24 protein-coding genes and 2 pseudogenes are annotated in these 25,328 nt (G+C 39.7%); 13 read left to right on the forward strand and 13 right to left on the reverse strand.

The window, feature by feature from the left end:
* On the forward strand, nucleotides 1–1,083 hold a 1,083-nt coding region (locus C7475_RS23230), incomplete at its 5' end, for an IS66 family transposase (RefSeq protein WP_110055807.1).
* Here the strand turns inward: C7475_RS23230 and C7475_RS23235 are convergent.
* The 6 genes from C7475_RS23235 to C7475_RS23255 form a co-directional block, all read right to left on the reverse strand.
* Nucleotides 1,067–1,510, reverse strand: coding sequence for a hypothetical protein (locus tag C7475_RS23235; protein WP_110055808.1), 444 nt, complete (start codon nucleotides 1,508–1,510; stop codon nucleotides 1,067–1,069). The genes C7475_RS23230 and C7475_RS23235 overlap by 17 nt on opposite strands.
* A 52-nt stretch (nucleotides 1,511–1,562) precedes the next feature.
* On the reverse strand, nucleotides 1,563–1,802 hold the full coding sequence (gene tnpB, locus C7475_RS33545) for an IS66 family insertion sequence element accessory protein TnpB (RefSeq protein ID WP_110055809.1): 240 nt from the start codon (nucleotides 1,800–1,802) through the stop codon (nucleotides 1,563–1,565).
* A complete protein-coding gene (tnpB, locus tag C7475_RS33550) occupies nucleotides 1,720–1,926 on the reverse strand; it encodes an IS66 family insertion sequence element accessory protein TnpB (RefSeq protein WP_110055810.1) in 207 nt (68 codons plus the stop codon). Before tnpB (C7475_RS33550) ends, tnpB (C7475_RS33545) begins: the two co-directional genes overlap by 83 nt.
* Nucleotides 1,923–2,267: a hypothetical protein gene (locus tag C7475_RS23250; RefSeq protein ID WP_110055811.1), complete on the reverse strand. Its 345-nt coding sequence runs from the start codon at nucleotides 2,265–2,267 to the stop codon at nucleotides 1,923–1,925. Before C7475_RS23250 ends, tnpB (C7475_RS33550) begins: the two co-directional genes overlap by 4 nt.
* Before the next feature lie 359 nt (nucleotides 2,268–2,626).
* On the reverse strand, nucleotides 2,627–2,974 hold the full coding sequence (locus C7475_RS32820) for a hypothetical protein (protein ID WP_146217628.1): 348 nt from the start codon (nucleotides 2,972–2,974) through the stop codon (nucleotides 2,627–2,629).
* A gap of 703 nt (nucleotides 2,975–3,677) precedes the next feature.
* Nucleotides 3,678–4,028 carry a hypothetical protein gene (locus C7475_RS23255; protein WP_110055812.1) on the reverse strand — a complete coding sequence of 117 codons (351 nt, stop codon included), beginning with the start codon at nucleotides 4,026–4,028 and terminating at the stop codon, nucleotides 3,678–3,680.
* 1,046 nt (nucleotides 4,029–5,074) lie between these two features.
* Between C7475_RS23255 and tnpB (C7475_RS33555) the strand changes: the two are divergent.
* The 7 genes and pseudogenes from tnpB (C7475_RS33555) (at nucleotide 5,075) to C7475_RS33560 (ending at nucleotide 9,890) form a co-directional block, all read left to right on the forward strand.
* Nucleotides 5,075–5,437, forward strand: a pseudogene (gene tnpB, locus C7475_RS33555) (IS66 family insertion sequence element accessory protein TnpB).
* Between the two features lie 250 nt (nucleotides 5,438–5,687).
* Entirely contained in the window at nucleotides 5,688–7,415 is a 1,728-nt protein-coding gene (gene istA, locus C7475_RS23275; RefSeq protein ID WP_146217629.1) for an IS21 family transposase, read from the forward strand.
* Nucleotides 7,416–7,440: 25 nt separating this feature from the next.
* Nucleotides 7,441–7,644, forward strand: coding sequence for a hypothetical protein (locus C7475_RS23280; protein ID WP_146217630.1), 204 nt, complete (start codon nucleotides 7,441–7,443; stop codon nucleotides 7,642–7,644).
* Between the two features lie 21 nt (nucleotides 7,645–7,665).
* Nucleotides 7,666–8,388, forward strand: a complete 723-nt coding sequence (gene istB, locus C7475_RS23285; RefSeq protein WP_110055818.1) for an IS21-like element helper ATPase IstB — start codon at nucleotides 7,666–7,668, stop codon at nucleotides 8,386–8,388.
* A 205-nt stretch (nucleotides 8,389–8,593) separates the two neighbouring features.
* Nucleotides 8,594–8,830, forward strand: a complete 237-nt coding sequence (locus tag C7475_RS23290) for a hypothetical protein (RefSeq protein ID WP_110055819.1) — start codon at nucleotides 8,594–8,596, stop codon at nucleotides 8,828–8,830.
* Nucleotides 8,821–9,630, forward strand: a complete 810-nt coding sequence (locus C7475_RS23295) for an IS66 family transposase (RefSeq protein WP_158286590.1) — start codon at nucleotides 8,821–8,823, stop codon at nucleotides 9,628–9,630. The genes C7475_RS23290 and C7475_RS23295 overlap by 10 nt, the downstream gene beginning before the upstream one ends.
* Nucleotides 9,631–9,632: 2 nt before the next feature.
* Nucleotides 9,633–9,890, forward strand: a complete 258-nt coding sequence (locus tag C7475_RS33560) for a transposase (RefSeq protein WP_370445443.1) — start codon at nucleotides 9,633–9,635, stop codon at nucleotides 9,888–9,890.
* On the opposite strand, the gene C7475_RS33565 is transcribed toward C7475_RS33560, so the two are convergent.
* The 7 genes and pseudogenes from C7475_RS33565 to C7475_RS23345 form a co-directional block, all read right to left on the reverse strand.
* Complete coding sequence (locus tag C7475_RS33565; protein ID WP_110055822.1) at nucleotides 9,891–10,028, reverse strand: transposase domain-containing protein; 138 nt, start codon at nucleotides 10,026–10,028, stop codon at nucleotides 9,891–9,893. It lies immediately after the preceding gene.
* Nucleotides 10,018–10,427: pseudogene (locus C7475_RS33570) on the reverse strand (transposase). The gene C7475_RS33565 and the pseudogene C7475_RS33570 overlap by 11 nt, the downstream one beginning before the upstream one ends.
* On the reverse strand, nucleotides 10,384–11,295 hold the full coding sequence (locus C7475_RS23320; protein ID WP_158286593.1) for a transposase: 912 nt from the start codon (nucleotides 11,293–11,295) through the stop codon (nucleotides 10,384–10,386). The pseudogene C7475_RS33570 and the gene C7475_RS23320 overlap by 44 nt, the downstream one beginning before the upstream one ends.
* Before the next feature lie 169 nt (nucleotides 11,296–11,464).
* Nucleotides 11,465–11,755, reverse strand: coding sequence for an IS66 family insertion sequence element accessory protein TnpB (gene tnpB / locus C7475_RS33575; protein WP_370445440.1), 291 nt, complete (start codon nucleotides 11,753–11,755; stop codon nucleotides 11,465–11,467).
* A gap of 324 nt (nucleotides 11,756–12,079) precedes the next feature.
* On the reverse strand, nucleotides 12,080–13,744 hold the full coding sequence (locus tag C7475_RS23330; RefSeq protein WP_233259938.1) for a reverse transcriptase/maturase family protein: 1,665 nt from the start codon (nucleotides 13,742–13,744) through the stop codon (nucleotides 12,080–12,082).
* 687 nt (nucleotides 13,745–14,431) lie between these two features.
* Complete coding sequence (locus tag C7475_RS33035) at nucleotides 14,432–14,596, reverse strand: transposase (RefSeq protein WP_158286594.1); 165 nt, start codon at nucleotides 14,594–14,596, stop codon at nucleotides 14,432–14,434.
* Nucleotides 14,597–15,151: 555 nt separating this feature from the next.
* Entirely contained in the window at nucleotides 15,152–17,740 is a 2,589-nt protein-coding gene (locus C7475_RS23345; protein WP_110055830.1) for a S9 family peptidase, read from the reverse strand.
* 986 nt (nucleotides 17,741–18,726) lie between these two features.
* Between C7475_RS23345 and C7475_RS32825 the strand changes: the two genes are divergently transcribed.
* The 5 genes from C7475_RS32825 to C7475_RS23365 all read left to right on the forward strand — a co-directional run bounded on the left by C7475_RS32825 (nucleotide 18,727) and on the right by C7475_RS23365 (nucleotide 25,285).
* Nucleotides 18,727–19,068 (forward strand): hypothetical protein, encoded by a 342-nt coding sequence (locus C7475_RS32825; RefSeq protein WP_146217631.1) that lies wholly within the window; start codon nucleotides 18,727–18,729, stop codon nucleotides 19,066–19,068.
* Between the two features lie 207 nt (nucleotides 19,069–19,275).
* Nucleotides 19,276–20,805, forward strand: a complete 1,530-nt coding sequence (locus C7475_RS23350; RefSeq protein WP_146217632.1) for a hypothetical protein — start codon at nucleotides 19,276–19,278, stop codon at nucleotides 20,803–20,805.
* A 103-nt stretch (nucleotides 20,806–20,908) separates the two neighbouring features.
* Nucleotides 20,909–24,016 carry an NAD(P)/FAD-dependent oxidoreductase gene (locus tag C7475_RS23355; RefSeq protein WP_110055832.1) on the forward strand — a complete coding sequence of 1,036 codons (3,108 nt, stop codon included), beginning with the start codon at nucleotides 20,909–20,911 and terminating at the stop codon, nucleotides 24,014–24,016.
* Between the two features lie 2 nt (nucleotides 24,017–24,018).
* Nucleotides 24,019–24,510, forward strand: a complete 492-nt coding sequence (locus tag C7475_RS23360; RefSeq protein WP_110055833.1) for a thioredoxin family protein — start codon at nucleotides 24,019–24,021, stop codon at nucleotides 24,508–24,510.
* A 295-nt stretch (nucleotides 24,511–24,805) separates the two neighbouring features.
* Nucleotides 24,806–25,285, forward strand: coding sequence for a hypothetical protein (locus C7475_RS23365; RefSeq protein ID WP_110055834.1), 480 nt, complete (start codon nucleotides 24,806–24,808; stop codon nucleotides 25,283–25,285).
* Nucleotides 25,286–25,328 lie beyond the last annotated feature (43 nt).

Genomic DNA, 25,328 nt, shown 5'->3' on the forward strand with positions numbered 1-25,328 from the left:
CGTAACAAATACCTTCTTCCATCTGCGGACGAGACTTCATCGAAAATTATTATCGGAACTTTACCAACATTGCCAGTTGCAAAATCTATGATGGGGCCAGGCTTACTGGCTCAACTGGTTGTAGAGAAGATCTGCGATCATCTCCCCGTGCATCGCCAGCAACAACGTCTGGAAAGAGACGGCATAAAGCTACCATACTCAACACTGAATGATGGCTTTGCTAAGACGGCTGCGTTAATTACTCCTATTTACAGAGCTCTGGTAACAGAAGTACTTAACGCTGACTATCTGCAAGCTGATGAGACATCGGTACCAGTGCTCGACAAGGATAAGAAAGGGAGCACTCATCGGGGGTATTACTGGCTCTATCAGGATAATGTTAACAAGCTGGTTGTCTTTGATTATCAACCCGGGCGTGGCCGGGAAGGGCCCTCAGAAATGCTGAAAGATTTTTATGGTACGCTGCAAACAGACGCTTACTCGGCGTATAATAGTATCGTTGATACTAATAACATATCTTTAATCCACTGTCTTGCACATGCAAGAAGATACTTCGCTGACGCTATTTACAGCGACCGTGAAAGAGCAGAATACGTGCTGGGACAATTACAGCTCGTCTATCAGATTGAACGCGATAGCCGGGCGTTAAATCACGATAATGAAAAACGAGCCGCTTTAAGACAGAAGCATTCCTTACCTATACTCCAGAAACTAGGAATCTGGATGGAAGACCAATACAAACAGGTACTTCCACAAAGCCCTATAGGAAAATCCCTTGCCTATAGTATAAAACGCTGGGATAAGCTCTGTGCCTTCGTTTACGATGGAAAGCTACATCCAGACAACAATGCGGCAGAGAGGTCAATCAGGGCTACTGTGATCGGAAGGAAGAATTACCTCTTTGCCGGAAGCCATGAGTCAGCAAAGCGAATCGCGATGCTTTACAGCCTGATCGCGACCTGTAAGCTGCACAACATTAATCCCAGCCTCTGGCTGAAACATGTTTTAACAGTCATCAACGACCATCCCATTAACAGAATCAAAGAACTTCTTCCGCATATCTGGATCACAAAGCAAAAGTAACAATCTCAAAGATCATCACATAGATGCTGTCTACCGGATGCTTACCTGTTTCCAGCTGTCCGATCTTTTTACTTCCCTCGGGAACGTGTTCCGGTTCAAAGACTATTTCTTCTCTGCGCAAATGCTCGTGAAGTTTATTACGTCCCGGATGGATGGCAGGGGCAGTGACAATATTGGTTCGTATATATTCGATCTTACGGAATTTAGTAATGCCGCTGGTAACTTGATCTGTTGCTATATCTAGTAACAGCTGATCTGGGTTATTTACGTTTGTAACAAACTTTTCTTGCCGACTACCGAAAATCATCTTCTTCAACTGCAGGAGCTCGTGTTGCAGCTGCTGCAATTTAAAATTGAGCAGTTCATTCTCTTTATGAGCAACTTCATATAGCGCTTTATAGTCGTTATTTGTCACGTGGGTATTCATTGCAGTGCAATAATAACAAACTAACTAACTGCGCTCAGATGTTAGCAGGATGTTAATGAGCCACACTTTCTTTGCGGTAACGTCTCCTATAGTGTATTTTACTCAAACTAATACCCTGGAGAATCAATACTAGCTGACTGTAACTGATTACAACATGTTTTTGATCGTGTAGAAACACCGGCAATTCGAAGGTGCCTTCCTCAAGTCTCTTATGGAAAATGGCGAACCCCGTCTCCCTGCCATACCAATACTTTGATTTGTGTTCGCCTATTATTGAGAAAAATAAATACATCCCTGGATAAGGGTTCGGTATTCATCTGTTCTCTGACTATAGCAGCCAGCGTATAGAAGCTTTTATTGATATTAACGGGCGCCCGATACAAAAAGTATCTGCAGTCAGGATTAAGAGCTATCATCCTTTCTCAATATCTAATAACTCCTTTAAAAACATCGCGGTCACCGGATGATGGATCACCAAACGACTACTATCAGGTAAAATATACTCAACAAAGGGGGTAGAACCGTTCAATGCTTGATCCGGAATAACGGATATAAACGGCGGTATTTTTTTAGCCGGATAGCGCTTACGCCCCATGTCAAATTGTTTAATCCATGTTTTAAGGCCAGACAATGAGATGCCCTTCTCCATGCAGAACGACTTCATTGTTACTTTGCTTTGTTGCCATTCTATCAGCAACCTATTTTTCTCCGTAACGGATCTAATATGTTGTGAAGTTGATGTTTGATTTATCGACATGATCACATGCTTTTCATTTCATACGAAACTATTCCATGTCATCATGAATAACAAGATGCATTTGCTCGGAGGGATACCTAAAAATAGAGGTTTACATTGCCGAGGTAGAGAACGGATCGGATAGCTTTTGGAAACTATCTCCTATCCGAATATCTGCTTAGTTTACGATAAAGAACGAAGAATAGGCTATAATAATGACTATATAAAAATCTTACTACTTGTGTTCCAGGCCTAAAGGTTGAATAGTCTCAAAGGAGTATTATATCAATGTGTCTATATCTTTTACCCTATTTTTCTCTTTCATTAAATAGTGTATGAACAACATGTACTATTTAATGAAAGAGAAATTTGATATGAGGTTAATTTATATTAGCTGTAAATGTATCAGGTACTTCAATACATGAAGTGAAAATATCTGGAACTGGTGTTGTAAGGGAGCCTGAAGTTGCGATTGCAGATAATCCGTTAGTAAATGTTGTAGTTAACGGACCGTTAGGCGAACGGGCAAAAAATGGGATCGTTGACGTGCAAAGCCTAGTTGTCGTCAATGTATAAACCCTGCCGTCCACGGTAACAGAATAAGTGGTCAAGGGTATGTTTTTGTACATGTAGACAGGTGATCCACCAAATCTGGCCTTGAACGCCAATGCTCCACCAACAATTGTTAATATTCCGATTGCAGTTAAAATTACTTTTGCCTTTTTCATAAAATAATGTGCTTTTTAGATATGAAAAGATAACCTTAATAAATAAGGTGTTCTTAATGAATTAGTTCTTATCGTTATGTTGTCGACAAATGACTTTAACACAACCTTCTTTTAAAAGCGGATAGAAGTACTTGTCGTGCATATTTCGGATGGAATGATTAGGCGATTAACTACTTAAGTATGTTCAACTTATTAAACTTAAATTTTGTCGAAGCTTAACTACTTAAAAGATTGTTTAAATAGATCCACGATTCTTTACTAATCAATGGTTGGAAGACTATAGCCAGCATCATCGAAACTCGCCTTTAAATGAGATATCTCCATTTGAATTTCTTAAACGAGCGTAGCTCTGTGTATACTAACTTACTATCCTAAAAATGGATGTTTATATTTCCGAGAACAGGAACACGGATAATAGTTTAGGAAGATCACTTCCTATCCGGAAGTCGTAGCAGAAATGGTTTATAGAACGAAAAACAGAAGTCGAGGTACAGATTATGGGACCTACTTGTTTCATAATAGAGAACGAGAAATAGACTATATAGAAGACTTACTATTAGCGCCAGACCCAAGCGTCGAACTGTTTTAAAGGAGTATTAAACTAATGATCTAAATCTCTTGCCTTATTTTTCTCTTTTATTAAATAGCGCATGAAACGACATGCACTATTTAATAAAAGAGAAATTGGATACAAGCTAATTGATTAGTTTACATTAATTGTAAATGTATCAGGCACTTCAAGGCATGAAGTGAAAATGTCTGGAACTGGGGTTGTAAGTGCTCCTGAAGTCGCAACAGCAGGTAATCCATTAGTGAATGTTGTTGTTAGGGGACCGTTAGGCGCAGGGGCGAACCATGTACCAATAGTTGATGTGCAAAGTCTAGTGGTCGTTAGTGTATAAACTCTGCCTTCAACGGTAACTGAATACGTAGTCAGAGGTATGTTTTTATAAACATAAACAGGTGATCCAGTAAATCTAGCCTTGAACGCCAAAGCTCCGCCAACAATTGCTAAGATACCGATTGCTGTTAAAATTACTTTTGCCTTTTTCATGAGATAATGTGCTTTTTAGGTATGAAAAGCTAACCTTAATTGAGTGCCTATCCTTTATATATATATATTACAATGCTGGCGATAGACGTTAACCCTAATTGTAATATCTCTGATCAGATGACTTAAATAATGTTTTTTTTATAAATTAGATACTAAAACGATTGTATTGCATCACTATATATATCATACAGGCAGAATAGGAGCCATGCTACATCTTTTTCTTTCTCAAGAACATAAAGTTTCCTGTTGTGAAATATTGCATTCATATCCTAATTAAAGTTACACCTCCTCTTTTTTCTGCTAATTAGTATCTATAACTAATTTATCATAAGGACGGATTTTTTTGAGCACATTGTCCCAGAAGAAATTACTAGCATTACTACAGCTAGATAAGTAAAGCGAGAGATTCTTGACTCATCTTTAGCATACCAACTGACAGGTATAAAACAGATCAGCAAGTTTCACTTGAGTGTTAAGTACTAGCCTACCCTAAAACGCATAAATGGATTAAGTGGCGATATATCGCTGAGCCAAACGCACATTGCGTTAGGTCACCACTTGATTTTTCTATTGTACCATAAGCTGTTAATAATTACACGCTATCTATATGGGGACGAGTATTAAGCTTTCTGGTTCGTAAGCCATCAAGCAACTACATCTTTCTCAGAATTCGCTGGGCTGTAATTTTACTGGAAAAATATTCAGGATGTCGGTATCCCCGTCACGAGTAGCATCGCCTCGCAAAACTATATCAGAGAAAAAGGCACTTATAGAACAATGGGAAACGTCCAATCTCAAGATGGACGCTTTTGTGTCAGCCATCAGATCTCACTATCTGCATTTAAATACTGGAGACGACAATTTGGTGTACCTCCCAAGCAAGAATCAAGATCTAAAGCATTCCTTCCTATAAGAACATCACCCGATAAGCAACATAATATTATAGCACAAAGGGTGTTTGCAGAAGTAATCCTGCTGAATGGTAACCGGATTTTGTTTCATCAGTCCGTGGAGCCGGGCCTATTGAAGGAAATAATTGCATAAATATGCTGGCCCTTTCTTGTACCAGCCGTTATTTCCTTTACAGGGAACCGATCAATATTAACAGGAGCTTTTATAGTTTGGCCGCTATTTTAAATGAACAGATGGATCAGAATCCCTTGAATGGTGATAAATTTATGTTCTTAAACCGCAGACGTAACCAGGTCAAGTTATTGCAGTGGTAGAATGATGGATTTTGCATTTATCATAAACGTCTTGAAGATGGTACTTTTGAACTGCCGGTTTTCGGCTTGACCGATACTCATTTGGTGTTACCTTACACTCAGTTACTATTGATATTGCAGGGTATTTGTCTCAATAAGATACATTACAGGAAACTCTATCGTAAAAAAATTGCTGTGCATTAACATCGCGCTAACATATAGGCGCTAATAGTTTATTATTATTGCAGCGAAATGCCCCCGGAACAACAAAAAATATAGACTATAAAGCCCTTTTTGAACAGGCACAAGGTACTATTGTGAGTATTTCGCATCTAATCCAGCCAACCACCACGTCTCAACCAGCCAAACATTTCGCGTGAAACCCAGCCAATTATTACTAAAATAATTGGGAGTGATGTGATTTTCTCATTTCAAATCCAGCCAAAATCTTCGTTTGCAAACCAGCCAAACATTTCAGAGTAAACCCAGCCAATTTTTTCATACAGCATGCCCCCCCAAAGCTTATTGTATTGATAATGAATGCATAGTGGTCTCAAGTAATTATTGGAAATCACAGGCTATATTTATTAATTCGTTGATTATTAATTTATTATCAACGGATCGTATGCCTAACAAATTCATTAACATGCTAATATTAAGAAGGCTCATACAGTTACTGCAGCGAGAGTTCTCAATGCGAAATATTGCAATTGAACTTGAACTTAACAGGGAGACTGTATCTGTGTATGATAAGCGAATTAAGGCCACAGGTAAGAGTTATGAAACGCTACTGGGTCTGAATGACGAGGAACTGGGTTTGGAATTACAGCCCAAGCCCTTGTTAACAGCCGATCCCAGACTGAGTGACTTTATGGCTCGTAAGGAGTATTTCTTGAATGAATTAGGGAAGCGAGGCGTTACCAGAATGCTACTTTTGAAAGAATATAGGAAAGTGTATCCTGAGTGCTATGGGTATACCAGGTTTTGTGGTTTACTTGATGAGCAACTAGCTCTCAAGGGTGTCAGCATGCATCACGAACATAAAGCTGGAGAAATCATTCAGATTGATTTTGCAGGCGATAAAATGTCGTATGTACAGCCTGATAGTGGGGAAATAATTCAATGTGTCATATTTGTAGCTGTTCTGCCGTTTAGTGGCTATACATATGTGATGGCTCTTGCAGATGCAACACTTCCTCAATTAGTGAAGGCATTGAATAACTGCTTACAATATTTCGGCGGAGTATCTCTGTATATTAAATGCGACAATATGAAGCAGGCTGTTATAAAGCCTTGCTTGTACGAGCCTGCGCTGAACGAACTGTTGGAACAGTGGTCCGTTTATAACAATACAGCGTTGCTTACAGCCAGGGTTCGGAAACCCAAGGATAAGCCTCATGTTGAACAAGGTGTACATCTCGCTTACCAGCGAATTTTTGCCCCTCTTCGTAATGAGGTTTTCTTTAGCTTAAATGAACTAAATGATGCTATCTGGCATGAGTTAGAGCAACATAATCATCAACCTTTTCAAAAGAAGAGATTTACCCGGTTTGAAAGGTTCAACAACAGTGAAAAGGAAACTCTTTCACCATTACCATCATTTCCCTTTATAATTCGGCATCGACAACAAAAGAAAGCTGGGTATAATTATCACTTTCAGTTATCAGAAGACAACCATTATTACAGTGTTCCATACAGATTTGCAGGCGTTAAATTAACGGCGGTATACGACACCTCTACAGTAGAAATCTATAACGGACAGGAAAGAATAGCTACACACATGAGAAGCCCCGTAGCAGAAGGATATACTACAGTTGCTACTCATATGCCACCTAATCATCAAGCCTATCAAAAACAGAAAGGATGGGACAGTACATACTTTTTACAAGAAGCAGCGAAAATTGGTACTCATACACATGCGTACATTTTAGCACTACTACAATCACGGCCTCAGGAACAACAAGCTTATAACGCATGCAGAGGATTATTAAGATTGGCCGCAGATAAGCATGCAGGACCACAGAGGCTAGAAAACGTCTGTCTACGCGCCTTAAAGGCTGGAATTATATCGTATAAGACTATTAACAACATGTTGGCCAATAACAAGGAACAGGAAGAATCTGAGTTGAAATCAAAACTTCCTTCACACTGTAATCTTCGCGGTCCTGAAGCCTATAAATAGGTTGTTTACTTTAAAAGATAAATACATGCAACAAAAAAAATCCATTCTAATTCACATTCCACCAGGTAACGGAAGACTGGAAGGTACTACACTGGTAGCAGACTCCGAAGACGATCGTGAAGAGCAAAGCCATATGTTAAGACACATTGAGGCAGTAGCCGCTTCTTGTCCATCAAGCATACAGGAGTTTTTCATTTTATTAAATGAACGAATCAAAAACCATCATTAATCACCTTCTAAAATCAAATGTATGAACACGCAGATCACTTACGAAAAGCTTACCTCATTGAAACTGTATGGCATGGCCAATCGCTATAGAGCAATACTGGAGACGCCGATTCACCAACACCCCGATATGCATTCCCTTCTTGCATTATTGACAGAAGCCGAAGAAGAATATCGTGTACAAAACCGCAGCGACAGATATCTAAGGCAATCCCGATTAAGATATGACGCAGTCACAGAGCAAGTCAATTGTTCAATGGATCGGGGCTTAAGCAAAGAGAACTTCCTCAAACTATGTGACAATAGCTATATCAAAAAAGGGCAAAACGTACTAATCTCCGGCTCCACAGGATGTGGCAAATCTTTTCTTGCATGCTCTCTTGGAAGACTCGCTTGTGATCACGGATATCCTTGCAGCTTTCTACCTGTGAATCGACTAATGGATGAGCTGTCAGCCGCTCGACTGGATGGCTCCTATCGAAAGGCTTTGAAGAAAATTGAGCGGACACCTCTTATTGTTCTGGACGATTTTGGGTTGAAGACATTTGACCTAAATAGTAGTCTTGCGTTGATAGAAATATTGGACGACCGCTATAAAAAAGGCGCCGTAATTGTTACTTCTCAGATACCGGTTGACAAATGGTATGAACTATTTGAGGAGGCAACTCACGCGGATGCGTTTATGGATCGACTTACAGCGAATGCTCATAGAATTGAATTGAAAGGAGGATCCTTGAGAAAGAGTTAATTTAGCTAAATTTGACCCGATAAATGAGTTCTTTGTAAGATTGCTATGCCTTCGGATATCAATAAGCAGGCTGTTATGGATATTTCCTCCGGCTTGATTTGCTCTGAATCCTTTGGATGGTTTTTATGTGAAATCCTGGAGTAATTTGCTAATTGCATTAGTGCCCCTGGCTGGGTTTCACGCGAAATACTTGGCTGGTTAAAGCATGACAGATGGCCGGTTTTACGCGAAATACTCAACTATTGCACTACTTCAGCAGGAACTGGCGCAGTTAAAGGAAATGATCTTTGGAAGCCGTCAGGAGAAGTTAGTTGTAGAAACAACCCCGAACCAGTTATCGCTTGGGATTGCACCAGAGCGGCCTGCTGTCACAGAAACGATTGACTTTCGAAGGATTGAATATATCCGTACCAATATTGAAACGACACCATTGTGCATCTAGGTCGTAATAAACTACCAGATCATTTACGTAAAGAGGAGATTATCCTGGAACCTGATCATATACCTGATGGAAGTAAGAAAATCGGGCAAATAGAAACAGAGCAACTGGAATGCATTCCAGCTGAATTATATATTAAGAAGTATATCCGCCCGAAATACTTGTTGCCAACGGAAAAAACTATCGAATCCACCATCATTATTGCAGACCTTCCAACTCAGCCTATCGATAAATGTATGGCCGGTTCAGGATTGCTGGCACAACTTATTATCGACAAGTATACGGACCATCTTCCACTCCATCGTCAGATGCAACGCTTCGATCGTTCAGGTGTAAAGCTACCTTATTCCACAATCAGTGAATGGGTAAGTGCTATGTGTAAGCCGATTACTCCATTATACGATGCATTGGTGGCAGAAACATTTAAAGGTGGTTACATCCAGGCTGATGAAACACCCTGCCCGGTATTGGATAAGGATAAGAAGGGTAAAACGCATAGAGGCTTCTACTGGCTTTATCAGGACTGCATAAATAAGCTGGTGATCTTTGACTATCAGGAGGGGCGCAATAAAGCTGGACCAGCTACAATGCTGAAGAGCTTTACCGGCATACTTCAGACAGATGGCGACTCAGCATATGATGGTATTGCTGAGCAGCAAAAAATTACGCTTATTCATTGTATGGCCCATGCTCGCAGGTACTTTGTTGAAGCACTTGACAACGATAAACAGCGTGCTGAATATGCATTAGATCTCATTCAGCAGCTTTATATTATAGAGAGAATTGTACTGAACAGCTACTAGACATTACAACATGCAGACAGCTGAGGCTGGAACAATCTGTACCCATTCTAGCATTGCTGAGTGAATGGATGCAAACGGAGTATCAGCAGGCCTTGCCTAAAAGCCCGATTGGCAAAGCACTGGCATATAGCATAAAACGCTGGGATAAATTAAGCGCTTATGCCAATGAGGGGAAGCTATTTATTGATAATAATGCGATAGAGGTAAACACCCGAGATAGGGCGTGTAGGTATTTAGAGGATAATCACTTATGGCAGTGATCAGGATTTCCAGTTATGAGGTAATAATTCACTAAGTCTGTTAACAGAATGATCGTTGATACGTGAGATTATATCTTCCAACCATTCATACGGGTTTACAGTATTCATACTACAGGTTCCAATAAGACTATAAAGCATAGCCAGGGGGGGCGCCTGCTACACTGCCTGCAAACAGGAAGTTCTTTCTTCCAAGCGCCACCGGTCGGATGTTACGTTCGATTACATTATTATCAGGACTTAGCATTCCATCATTAACGTACCAGGACAGGCGGTCCCATCTCTCCAAAGAGTACTTTAGAGCAGTAGTAATAGGGGCAGATGGCAAGGTCTGATATTGTTGTAGCATCCAGGTATGCAGCTCTTCGAGTATGGGACTGATTCTCTCTGACGCATATCCCGGATCTGATTGTAATCCAGTTGTTGGTCCCTACACCGCCGCTCTATGGCATAAAGCTCACCAAACTTTGTAAGTGCATATTCAGCTCTTTCCGTATCATAGGTCTGGGCATAAGTGAAATTTCTTCGGGCATGAGCCAAACAACAGATTTGGGGTAATATCCTGCTGTTTGGCAGCTACTTTCTTGTATACCTGCCAGCCGTCTGTCTGGATAATGCCTTTGAAGTTCTTAAGTATCCCGATTGTGCAGTTCTGTCCTCGGCCTGGCTGATAATCGAAGAACATCAGTTTTTCGATGCTATTGGTATAACACCATAGGAAGCCATCATGGATCTCATTACGTGTTTTATTCTCTTCCGCACAAATCACTTTAAGTGTCGTTTCATCCACATGGATATATGTGGATTTTAGTACGTCTTTTTTCAATGCTTCATACAGCGGTGACAGTAGCTCGGCGGCTTTCGCTGTCCAATCTACAATGGTATTATACGGTAAACCGGCACAGACCCACTCGAATGCCTTGTTCTGTCTATACAATGGAAGGTGATCGCAATATTTTGCAGTGACCAGCTGCGCCAACAGGCTAGCCCCTGCTACACATTTGAACAATGGGCGCTGCGGATCAGGAGCTGTTATAATCAGGGTTTGTCCTAGGGAACCTTCAATGCCTATTTTATAGCGCGGAGTGGTGATAACTCTTACAAACAGTTTTCCGGGAGTATATTCCAGTATCTCATGTTTTTCTTCTCCGATCTTCTCTGCGCCTGCAGGTAAATGATCCAGTTCTCTTGTTTCATACACCCTCGGCAACTTCTCCAGGTAAGTGCCCAAAGATGACAGGGCTCTACGGGTACGCTTATCTTCTTTTACATAAGTTACTTTCTTTGCTTCGTTCAGGGAAGAAGAAGGGTAAGACTCAGTCGTGTCTAGTTCTAGTAATAATTGAGAAGGATGACCTATAAAACGATCCCGCTTGCTACCAAACACTATTTCAGAGAACTTCTTCATCTGTAGCTGCATTTTCTGCAGTTCAGTATTAAGACGTTCTACTTCCTTCAGGCTTTGTTCGTAGAGGAGTTTGTAATTTTTTGGGGTACCGTATTCATGCCAATACAATATACGGCAAATAGGCTATAGTGGATTGTTATTCAGCGAATAAGAGGCCTTATGTCTCTTTCTATAAGTGGCAGTCTTCAAAACAATCCCTTTCGGGATCATGATCAACTGAGCATCTGTGATATTGAGTGCCCCTGGCACTTATCATACACAGGTATTTCAAAGGTTCCTTGTTCCGTTTGTAGTACATCGCAAAGTCATCGCCGTCAAAACACAACAATTTAATGGCATTGCGACGTTTGCTTATGAAAATATACACATCGCCATTCACCACGTCTTTACCCATGTAATATTTAACCATGGTGGCCAGCCCATGGAATGATTTACGCATATCTGCAGGCTCGCTACACAATAACTACCGGTAGGAAGAAGATATATGAAGCATTCGGCTATCTTATTGATTTTAGATAATCTGCCGGTACATGCTGGAATATTCTGATTATAGTGCCATCAGGACTTGCGATTTCTGCGAACGGGGAACCTAACGGGGGCTATATCCATGATCGTAGTTGGAATAAAACGATTGGCTGAAATACCGCCGTTTTTTAGCAGTACCCGTTTCTGTAGGCTAAACACCGGGCGCCTTGCTATATTGCTATAGTAGGTTTCCCTGTGTTCGCCTCCGAACCGTACGTACCCGTTCCCAGGTATACGGCTCTCCCCCAATATCCGCAGTCTATCCTCCGTTGTGTATCTTCTGGTGACATGATTTACATACAGCCATCGTTTTTCTGTGTCTGGCTATCATCATCTTTTCCCAATGCTGTTTACCCTTTTTAATATCACTCATCTTGCGAATGTGATGCATTTCAAGGTCATCGACGCTTTCACACAATTCACATTTTCGCGCTTTAAGCCTATCTATCAGGCTGGTGGTACCATAGGTGTAAGCAACTTTGGGTATGATGTCAACATTATACATTACAGTCTTTGGCTTTTGTTTAAAACCTGTCTCATAGAAGAATTGCGATCTTACATTCCCTTTTTTGTTAATGTAGTCTACTGTAAAGACATCATTTTTAATGTATTTGCTGCAAATCTTGTGCACAGAAGTCTGATACTTTGCCGCAAAAGTCTTATACATACTGTACTCCATAATATGCTTAAAAGAATGTACAGAGCTGGCATTTAATGCTAGTGAGTAATAATTATAGAAGCCTCTTATCTCCGCATTATAATGCTGGAGTAATTCCAGATCGTCCTTGTAAAGCAAATTGGGCCTGTAATATGGAACCCATTTCTCCATGCCATTATTGTTCTTAAACTTAATGACACGATAATCAATCAGTTTCTTTTTGATTGTATCAGGTGGGATTTTTATGACAAGGCGTTTATTATAGTCCCTGCGTAATGCCCCCTTTGAGTTCCTTTTTGTTAGATTAGATTTGCTTATAGTCAGATGATATGACAGAAATTTCGCTGGTGAATTAGCGTGGGTTATAAGTGTTTTCTCATTTGAGAGTTCTAGTTTTAATTTATCATTCAGGAAGTTTTTAATATCCTGTTTGATAGTCCTACAGTCTTCAAGATTGCTTATCACCGCAACAATAAAGTCATCCGCGTATCTTACATACTGTAGCCTTCTATAATTATTGTCCATCTCGTCACGTGGTGGAATCAGCGCTCTTTCTTTTTCAATCGCTTTTATGGCCTTGATCAATGCAGTGCGCTGCTGAGGCTCCTTCTCTGTTTGGAGTTGTTGCACAAGCGTTTCTTTCCTTCGCCATAGTTTGTCTTGAACAGGGTTACCTCTTCTTGCTTTTCCAGTATCGAATCGTTTTTTAAACTCTTCCATATACTTGTCTAGCTTGTCCAGATAGATGTTGGCCAAAATTGGGCTTGCAATACCACCCTGCGGAGTTCCACTATAGGTAGTATGAAATACCCAATTTTCCACATAACCTGCATTGAGGAACTTCCTGATTAAACGAATAAAGCGGTCATCATCTATTTTTTCTTTCAGTATGTTGATCAAAACATCATGATTGATGTTGTCGAAAAACCCACTGATGTCACCTTCAATGAACCATTTAGCACCTGTGAAAGTCCTCTTAATTTGCATGATCGCCGTATGACAGCTTCTTTGTGGTCTAAACCCATGTGATGCCGGAGAGAAACTATTTTCATAGATTGCTTCCAGTACCATCCTGATAACCTCTTGCAATAGTTTGTCTTCGAAAACACTGATGCCCAACGGACGCTTTTTACCGTTTTTCTTCAGAATGTAAGTCCGTCTAGCAGGTAAGGGATGGTAACTTTCATCCCGGATTGTATTGAGGAGGTTTTCAATTCGGGTGAGGCTCATCTGATCAATTGTATTGTCCGATATCCCCTCAGTCATATTACCCGGTTTAGCATAAATGTTTTGATAAGCGGTGTAATACATTTCCTCATTGAATAATATCCTGTACAACCTTTTAAACTTATAGCCGGGTAAATTACTGTGCGTTGATAGACTGTTTAATACGTTTGCCGGATTTCTCATAATGTCTCACACATTTTCCTTTAATTGTATTAAAAGATATTGGCTGCATCCCTTCGCCATGTACAAGGTTTTCCCTTGCTCGAACTACTACGGAAGCTCCGTTACCATATCGGATTTTCAAAAGCCTGCGCTTTATAGCCGCATCAGCGGCATTCCGACTTAGAGTAATCCCCATTCATCTGTTTAATAACAAAGCATTCTCGTTTGTCGGATATGACTTCCATTCTTTTCTACCTATAGTAGCTGCGCTGTGATCTGTTCGCGCCCGGTCTCCACTGGCAAAAGAGAGTAGGTATCACAGTATGGCGATTTTAGTTATCTTACGCCAAAGAGTTTACGGGCTCCGCTTGAATTATCATTCAGTCAGTAAGGACTTTATCCTTGTAACGTGATCTCATCCACCTTTCAGTCGCAGTTTGATAACTAACTGACTTAAAGCTTTACCAGCATGCTACACTCCCTGTTTAGTTTCCCTGACGGATAAGCTGGTGATGACAGACCTCTAATGAACACTGGTCTGGTACCTTGCCATTGATACATTTATTAAACAGCCTTCATGGGCGCACGCCAATTGTAAAAGGTCGAAGTGGTGACCCCATTCATCTTACAGAAGTCCTTCGTGCTAATCCCTTCCTGAACCTTTTGTTCCAAAAGGAGGGTGATCTCCTCATGACTACGTCTGCCTCTGCTTATAATATTGCGTTCCATATTGTCAGTTTGATAGCTACAATATTATTCAGCCGTTTCCATGCGGGCAAGACGCTCTATCTCGGGTGTTTACACGTAAATAACCCAGATCATTTGCTACTAGATATAACAACAGATCAAGTTCTCAACGGCATTACTAAATTCCGTAAGATCGAATATATACGGACCAATATTGTCACTGCCCCTGCCATCCATCCGGGACATAATAAACTTCTTGAACACTTGCGTAGGGAAAATAATCCTTGAACGGGAACACGTTCCCGAAGGAAGTAAAAAGGTTGGACAGTTGGAAACAGAGCAATTGGAATGCGTTCCTGCGGAGTTATACGTAAAGAGGTATATCCTCCCCAAATATTTGCTGCCAGAGTAGTAAGACATGGAACGAGATAATTCTATAACCCTGCACGCCCATTCCGATGCTTACATTATATTCTTTGTCAAATAATTGCTCCTCCTTTTTTGGGGGTAAAACTTTTTTCAATATGTCATTCAATATAGCATGATCGAGAATTATATCTGCATATAGCCTTTAATCATGCGTTCTCTATTCTCTACTTATTTTTTTCTTATAGGCGCGATTTCCTTTAACCATTTTGGAATTTGTGTGTGTTTAAGAAAATGATCGAAAAATTGCTGTTGCCTAATGCTAAAATCAAGTTTGTTAATAGAGTTTGATAATATATGTCCTTCTCCATCATATTGCAATAACCAAACTGGTATTTTTTGTCGACGTAAAGAAACGAAAAATTCTAAAGATTGCGAGAATGGAACTGCTCCATCGTTTTTATTATGCATTATCAATAATGGAGTACTGACATGATTTGAATAAAATATTGGGGAATTCTTGATATACACTAATGGATCTTCCCATGGAGCCTTCCCTAGATTCATCTGACCCACCTCAGTCATGAATGTTAAGCTTTTGTCTCCAAATCCAAGCCCGCCAAATTCACTAACCAAATCGGATAACCCGGCCGATGATTGTGCCGCTGAAAACAAGCTGGTTTTTGTAATTATATAATTTGTTTCATATCCTCCATAACTATGTCCTTGAAGTCCCATGCCTGTAGAATCGATCCAATTTTTCTTTGCAAAATATTGGCCTGCTGATATCACGGAATTCGCGGCATCATCACCAATACTTCCTTTAGAGGGCTTTATATCCGGAAGGAAAACAAGATAACCATTACTTACGTACCATGGGATATTTAGGCCTCCTGTACTTAGTGATGGCATGTGAAATTGATTCAGCTCATTGCTCTTTCTTTCATAATAATGAAAGATAATAGGATACTTTCTGGTTGAGTCAAAATTTTCTGGTTTGTATAAAATACCTTCACCGATCTTACCGTCTAGCATTTTCCATCGAATAAGTTCGGATGTCATCCAGTTATAATCTTTTTGGGGAGCTATATCGGAAATTTGATTGAAATTTCTAAAATCGGAAGTTATGAATAAATTGGGTGCCTGATCGACGCTACAGCGAGTCAGTAGAAAAATGTTTGCATTTTTCGCTTTCATCGGTCGAACATGTGGGGCTCCCACGAAAAAGGAAGGAAAATAATAAATAGAGGAAGACATTGAACACATAACAGGAGAAGAATGCTTCTTTGAGGATAACTTCCAGAAACCATTTTCTTTCGTACTTAGGTTTAATCCCACAAGTAGAAGGGAATCATCCGATCTATTATGTGGCATCTCATCAGCCATCACAGCAATTCTATATGCCAAATTATTTTTTTTTCCTAATGAATTCGTAATATTAGTTGGAAGCGAATAGCTTAAAGGGTCCAATTCCCAAATGTCATGTCTGTCATAGACTAATACAGAGGAATCTTCATAAAGCCATCCAGCTACGCCGACAGAAGTCGGATCTGCTCTATCACTATCGACAAATAGTGGTTCAATAATTTGACTTGATATATCTCTGGTAACTCCTGTTCCAATTTCATATGAAAAGTAGCTGTCCTTGTTGGGGTCATACCATAAAACAAACTTCTCGGTCGGGGATATCGCTATGTCGATCAGCTTGTTTGGCACTTGAATAATAGGCTGTTTAACGCCGTCAGTAATCGATATTAATTCATAGGATATTAAAGCGTTATTCCAATATAGTTCTTGCTCCTGCACTTTTGTTCGAACTAAAGCATAATGTTTGCCGGGAGAAGCAATGAGAATCTGTTTATCGTTCTCTAAATGTACTAAGTTTTTCTGTTTAATGGCGAATGCAGCTGTGTAGGATGATCGATTAGAATTAAGTTCCTCGTATTGCCGCTCTGAGTGTAGATATTCATCTTTATAATACCATATATTAACTTTAGAACTTGATAATGTATCATTTGCCAAGATTTGATTTTGGGCTTCTTTTTTCTTCAATTTAAAAAAGATATTCTCACTGTTGTTGCTAAACCAGATTGGCTCATCCGAAATCTCGAAATTATTTCGGAGATTGGATGTTGTGGGGGCAATAAGAGATTGGACTTCAGACATTTCAGATTCAAAGTATTTTAAGATTAATTCATTTGAACCTGTTAAATAGGCGATTTTAGTTCCAGCTTTGTCAAATTTTAACTTGTTGTAGGTTGAGTCCTCCGCAATTATTTTTTCCGACATGTCATTTAACGAAACCCATATGAGTATTCCTTTTTTTTGCAACAGAAGGGTAGTACCTTGGTCATTTAATAAACTTTCTTCCACTCCGATGTATTTTTTCTCATAATTTGACGAAAGATTTTTAAGCGTTAACTGTCCTTGACAGTTATAGGCTATCCAATGGCCGTCCTTTGATACTTTAAAGTCTTTTACGTCTGCAATGCATTGATTTTTCTTCGTTTCTAAATTAAAAATGTTCAATGCCATTTTAGCTTTAAAAATCAAATATGAATTATCAGAAACCCAAATTGGATCTCCCTCAATATCAGGAAAGATAATTTTTTGAAAGTCCGTTAGAAATATTACGTTTAAAATCCTACTAGAACTCAACGACCAATTCTTGAACCAGGCATACTTTCCGTTGCTACTTAGATTGTATGAACTTAATTGATCCCAACTTTTATAAGAAGAATTATCTATTGTTTTTTTCTGAGCAGTCACGCCGAATAAAACTGAATGAAAGATGATAACTATATAAATGAATTTTTTCATAAAAAGATACTTTTTGATAAGCCATGATCAAAGTGGAGATAGATTTATTTATGATTTGAATTGTGACTTCATAAATTTAGACGATTTGACTGAACTATGGTTACTGTGAAATATATGCGTTTGCTAGATCGAATTATTCTTTTTTGTTCGAATTTTGCGAAATTGGAGAAAAGATCATCCTTTAATAATTCTTATAGATAATGTAGCATTAAAGTGATTTGGGTAACATTGTTTTTTAAAGCTGTTTTGGAAGGTCGCTATTGGCCTTTAATTGCAATACCTGATTTGAGCGTCCATTCTTTGTTGGTGGAAATCTCATAGAAGATCAGGAAAGGAGAGAGTTGTTTAATTTTAATATGATTTGATCATGCTTTGATTCCAAGCAACACGAAAAACTTATATATTAATAGCACTCAAAGGATTTTTAGGATCTAGCTATGAAAAATGAGAGGTGGGATTATTGGCTTGGTGCTATATTCAATCAGTCAGTTGTGGATTGATGATTTCGAGTACAGCCGTGAAATCAGTTTATTTCAGTGGCTTGATTGAAATAAGGTATGTATTAGGGCGTGTTCTTATGATAAAATAATCCTTGCTACTAATTATCAAAAGTAGGGAGAGCTGTAACTTTATGAGGTGTTAATTGGATAAATTGCTATGCTTGGGTATAAGAATATAAAGATGAAATCTGGATGATCGATAATCTTTGGGAGAGTTTTGAATAAATGCATGTTTATATTTGGCAGACAATTGAAACAGTATGTTGGTTTTTTAAAATATAAGCCCCTAATTGGCTCATGTAATAATGTACAATGCCACGCCACAGTTCCAGCTTCTTACATCTCCGTTGAATAAAAGATGGAACAAGATACTTAAGAAACAAAAGAAGGTACGATTAATGACTACTTTATGAGTAAAATGAAACCATATAGAATTTCCTAGCATATAGGGTTAGCTTTTGGAACCTAAAAAGCAATTTTTATCTTATGAAAAATGCAAGAACAATTTTGATTACAATCGGTTCTTTCGCGCTCTTTGCAGGGGCCTGGGCGTTTAAGAATACACTTAATGGTACTCCAGTGTATATATATAAAAATATACCTCTGACTACTTATTCGGTCACTGTGGATGCGAGAGTTTTCACACTGTCCGTAACTCGGCTTTGCACAACAACAAACGTTTCTTTTTGCGATATGGGTGTTTTAACAACAACATTAACGAATGGGTTATCAGCGCTAGCAGTATATGGCTCTATGACAACGCCAATTCCAAATATTTTTACTTCATGTGTGGAAGTTTCAGATACATTTACATGTAATTTTAACTAATGTATTTTCTTTGCCTCTTATTTTGTAGATTGTAAAAGTCATGATTCAATCGTGACTTTTACAATCTACAAAATAACGTCAGTCGGGTAACATTGCCATGCTGGTCAATAGAAATTTCTCATTAAATATTCTGCATCTACTAAGCACACTCGCTTAATCCTTATCTATATTACACCCATTTAGCTTTATATGTTAACCTACGGAATTATGACACTCAAAGAACCCTTATTCCCCTCCGATTTTCTAAAAAGTAATGGGCGTGACAAGGAGAATAGAATCTGTTTAATATTATCTGTACTGATGTCTGGAATATTGGTGACTATCATACTAAAATTATATCCCTTCCCTAACTTTTTGCCGGACTCGTACTCTTACATAGACGCCGCCCATAATAATGTGAACATTAACATGTGGCCGGTGGGGTACTCAAAGTTTCTACGAATTGTAAGCGTATTTAATCGATCTGATACCGCATTGGTCATTGTGCAATATGCATTATTGCAAGCAGGAATACTCTTTTTCTTGTTTTCCATTAAATACTTATTACACCCTGGTAAATGGACAATGCGATTGCTATTCGCCTTCCTCGTTCTCAATCCGCTTTGGCTATATATTGCCAATTTTATATCCAGCGATGCGCTATTCTCTACATGTAGTTTGTTGTGGTTGACAAGCTTATTCTGGCTACTCTATCTCCCCAATGGTAGGATGTTTATCTTTCATGCGCTGGTATTAGGGTTTGTATTTTCCGTGCGCTATAATGCCTTGTATTACCCTTTTATAAGCATTTTGGTAGTGTTACTTGTGAAGGGAACGTTTAAAGAGCAATTGTTAAAACTAGCTATCATTATTATACCGGTTGGATGGTTTGCCATATATACAACGCTTACTTTCAAAGAAAGGCTGGGAATAGCTACTTTTTCTCCCTTTGGTGGATGGCAGATGGGAAGTAATGCACTCTTTATGTATGCGCATGTTCCTCCGGCCGATAGGGCGCCTGTTCCAAAGCAATTCGCGAGAATCCATACTATTACGGTAAAACATATGGATTCCCTCAACCGACTTAAACAGCGACCCGATCAGGAATTAGGTGTTTATTATTTATGGGATGACAAAGCTCCTTTGAAATTATACCTGATAGAAAAGTATAAAAGGGATAGTACTACGCACTATCTAAAACAATGGGCTTCCGTATCAAATTTCTTTGGACAGTATGGCAGCTGGTTAATCCGGGAGCACCCGGGGGCGTTCCTTCGTTATTACGTCTGGCCAAATTTTATAAACTATTATTCGCCTCCAACCGAATTTTTGGGAATGGTAAATATGGGGAGTGACACAGTCGACCAGGGAGCTGTGGCGTGGTTTGGGTATAGATCTAATAAGGTCCATCATTTCTCAAAGAATAAGGATATAATTATTACTGCAATATTTCCGACGTTATTAGCCATGATAAACGTGATCTTCTGTTTCGGATTTCTTGGCTTTGTATTTCTCGGTGGTTTTTCTAAGATTACTCCTTATTACCGTAAAGTATTATGGATTGTTCTGCTAATCTGGCTTGCTAACTTGGGATTCAGTGTGCTTGCCTCACCGATCGTACTCAGATATCAGGCATTTCCATTCATTTTTACACTTGTATTTGCGTGTCTGCTATTGGAGTTTGTCATCCGGCAAAGCATGCAGGAAGCGAAGCCCGTTGAAGAGAGTACTGAACCAGTCGCTGATCCAGCGGTATAATATCCGCTTTCTCCTAACAATCCTGAATTAATACTGTGGTATTTTAGAATAGTTAACCACGACCCTTGAGGCGCCCTGTTTTACAATTATTCAATACCACATTATGGAGTCTAAAAGAAATGCCATTATCATAGGTGCAGGTCCTGCAGGATTGACCGCCGCTTATGAAATGCTACAGCGCACAGATATTATCCCTATTATATTAGAAAAAAGCGGAGATATAGGTGGTATCTCAAAGACTATTAACTATAAGGGAAACCGCATGGACATCGGCGGCCACCGGTTTTTCTCTAAATCTGACCGGGTAATGCATTGGTGGTTGAATATACTACCCTTGCAGGCTGGTAATGAAGAGTCGTTTAAGATTAAGTATCAAAATAAATCTCGGGATATCAATCGAAAGGATCTACCTGGAAACCTGAGAAGTGATGATCCTGATAAAGTGATGTTGGTGCGGAAGCGGCTGTCGAGGATCTATTTCCTGCGTCGTTTTTTTACTTATCCTATTACTTTGTCCATAGATACATTAAGGAAACTGGGAATAGGAAGGACGATTGCTATACTCTTCTCTTACCTATGGGCACAACTATTCCCCCGCAAGCCGGAAAAGAGCCTGGCAGATTTCATGATCAATCGATTCGGTAAGACCTTGTATCATCTCTTTTTCAAGGATTATACGGAAAAGGTCTGGGGTGTTCCTTGCAATGAGATTCCCGCTGAATGGGGGGCGCAACGTATTAAAGGTGTGAGTATCCGCAAGGCAATAGAACACGCTATCCAGGAGCTCAGTAAAAGCAAGAAAAAGGCAACCGTTGATGTTGGACAGAAGGATACGGAAACCAGCCTGATAGAACAATTCTTTTACCCCAAACTTGGTCCGGGGCAGCTGTGGGAGGAAGTAGCTCGTCAAGTACAGGCGATGGGGGGGATTATCCACATGCATCATGATGTAAAACATATATATACTGACGATAACAAGGTAAGCGCTATAACAGCGGTTAATAATCAAACCGGGGAAGAGCTATCGCTGACGGGCGACTATTTCTTCAGTACAATGCCGGTAAAAGAACTGATCGGAGGAATAATAGGGGAAGTGCCCGATCTAGTAAAAGACGTTGCCTCTAAGCTGCAATACCGGGATTTCATTACTGTGGGTATTTTACTTCGTCGTTTATCTTTCCTGGATAAGCACACAGGAGAATGGAAATCGCTGAAGCTGGAAGATACCTGGATCTATATACAAGAGAAGGACGTAAAAGTGGGGAGGTTGCAGTTATTCAATAACTGGAGCCCTTATATGGTGGCAGATCCTGATACCGCCTGGGTGGGAATGGAGTTCTTCTGTATTGAGACGGATGAGTTCTGGAAACTGCCGGATACTGAAATTGCGGCCCTGGCCATCAGGGAATTGGAAAAGATCGGATTGGCCTCACACGAGAATGTCCTGGACAGTACCGTATTGAGAGTAGAAAAGACCTATCCTGCCTATTTTGGAGCCTATGCACACTTTGACGAGGTAAGGGCTTATACAGACAAACTGGAAAATTTATTCCTGGTTGGCCGCAATGGCATGCATAAATACAATAATGCAGATCATTCTATGCTGACCGCAATGGTAGCAATAGATAACATCATAGAAGGAATTAATACGAAAGATAATATATGGGCGATCAACACCGAACAGGAGTACCACGAACAGAAATCCACGGATGTGCCACCTTCGGCTGCAGTATCTGAACGTGTGCCTTCATTTAAGGAGTTCCTATGGGACCTGCCCTGGAACAAAGCGTTGGTTTGGTTTGCTTGTTTAGCTGCGTTTGTACAGTTTTTTATCTTTAAACATCTATACCCTTCAGCAGGATTTATTGATGGAGACTCTTATGTATACCTGGAATCTGCTTATGGGAATTTCAATATAAATACCTATCCGATCGGCTATTCTAAATTCCTGCGTTTCTTTAGTACGCTTACAATATCCGATACGGCATTGGTAGCATTTCAATATCTACTGCTACAATTCAGTGCCTTGTTCCTGATATTTACGCTGGCATACTTTTATAAACCAGGAAAGGTTATTTTCGGGCTGTTGTTTGTTGGCATGGTGTTTAATCCAGTATTCCTTTATATCAGTAATTATGTATCTAGCGATGCTTTATTTTTGAGTTTAAGCCTCATATGGTTCACGTTATTGCTCTGGATATTGCACCGGCCAGAAAAGAGATTGATCATACTACATGCCGTTATTATCCTGTTAGCATTTACAGTGAGGTATAATGCGCTATTCTATCCGGTTGTGGCTGCGCTAGCTTTTATTATCAGCCGGCAGCCCTGGAAGATGAAAGTGGTAGGGATTTTTTCCAGTGTTCTTCTCATTGCGGGATTCGTATATCATACCAGTAATCAATATAACCGGCTAACAGGTATCCGGCAGTTCTCGCCTTTTAGCGGCTGGCAGATGGCTAATAATGCCTTGTATGCCTATCGTTTTGTGCAGGACGAACCACCTCCTCCTATGCCGGCTAAGTTTAAGCAGCTGGATAAAATGGTGCGGACTTACTTTGATACTACCAGGAACTTTTATATGCACCAGCAGGAGATGTTTATTGCTAATACGTGGTACATGTGGGATCCTAAGTCTCCGCTGCAACAATATATGATGCTTAAGTCTGCAAAGGAACCGAATGCGCATATTTTGAAGAAGTGGGCTACTGTCGGTCCCATTTTGGCCGAATATGGTGCTTATCTGATCAAACAATATCCCACAACATTTGCGAAGTACTATTTACTACCTAACACAATGAAGTACTATGCACCTCCTGTAGAGTTCTTGGATACATACAACATGGGTAAAGACAGTATTGCTCCGATGGGGCAGATGTGGTTTGGTTATGAATCCCGCAAGCTCAAGACGCATTTCAAGGACTTGAAAGTAACGGTACTGAACTTTTATCCTATTCTCGTAGGGGTGATGAATGTGGTATTCCTATTTAGTCTGGTAGGGTTTGTGGTATTACACGGGATCAAACATAATAGAACGCTGTCGATAGGGTTGTTACTGGCATTTGGCCTCTGGATAGTGAATTTCGGATTTAGCGTATTCGCTTCCCAGATCGCTTTGCGGTTCCAGATGTTACCGATATTAATATTTTTCTCCTTTGGTTTATTGCTCCTGGATTATATCTGGAAGGCAGCCAATAATAAAATTGCATAATAATGAGATCATTTTTGTTAGTCATAGCTTTAGCTGGAATAATCAGTTGCACAAAGCATAGTCGGGCATTACCCCCTGGAATTGATAGAGACTTACCGTCGTTTAATATTCAGTTATTGGATACCACTGTGAAATTTAATACCGCAAAGATTCCTAAAGGGCAGCCTGTGGTATTATTCTTCTTTGGGCCAGATTGTCCTTATTGCCAGGCTTTTACGAGAGAGATTACTCAACGGATGAGCGAGCTAAAGAATGTTCGTTTTTACATGGCAACTATGGCAGATTTTAAGGAAATTCATTTTTATGATACGCTATTTAAGTTGGATAAATACAAGAATATAACCATCGGAAAGGATGTAAGTGGTTTTTTCTTTACTTACTATAAAGCGCCTGGCTTCCCATATCTTGCTATATACGATAAGAAAAAGGAGTTTAAACAGATTGTGATCGGAGGCGTAGGTGTGGATTCATTGAAGAAGGTTATAAACTCTTAATAAAGATAATCTCTCAAACTTTACTGACCTATTTATTCTAACTATTTAAGCCTTCCGATTAGGAAGGCTTTTATTCTTTACGTCCAAATTTTTTCCGAAGTATAAGGATTACATTTATTCGATACTGTCATGTTCCAACCCATGTGCCGGATAATTCGTTACTCCCTTCTATCTGTCACATACGCCCTTACTGTAGCTTCAATAGAATGGTCAAAAAAGGTCAATGCTAATGGGAACGCCGAAAACCATCAGAAAAGAGTAGGCAACACATCACAACAAAATTAAATTATCAGTTATGAAAACTGGAAAAATTCTTCTTGTATTAATTGCATTGGTTGCAATTGTTGGTGGATTAATGGCTTTTGGAGCCAGGAAATATACGCTGAACAAAATGATTGCAGCAACAACAGTGAAAAGCGATATTCAAAAACACACTTTAGTTACCAGCAGTCTGGGCGTGACCCATGTTGAGGCAACCGTAAGATGGGCCGATAGGTGCTTTTCTTTTACAGGTACTGCTGGTCAGTACAACGATCCTTCCAAGTATGTGGAGGTGGAATGTAGTACTATTAACGTTCTTTGCACAGGAGGCGCAGTCTTCTGTGGGTTGAAAATTTCTGATCCGAATCTTATATATGATAATGGCCAATTTATAGACAAACCCAAAGTCGATAACCAACAGGTAGGAAAACCGATTTTAGATGCGATTGCAGAGGCAGTACGAGATGGACAGGAAGCAGAAGTCGGAGCAGCTCGGGCCTACCTGAAAAATTAACAATAATTGGAACATAAGAAAATTGCAGTTACGCCAGACTCGA

Source organism: Chitinophaga sp. S165, assembly GCF_003182155.1.
Taxonomy (GTDB): Bacteria; Bacteroidota; Bacteroidia; order Chitinophagales; family Chitinophagaceae; genus Chitinophaga.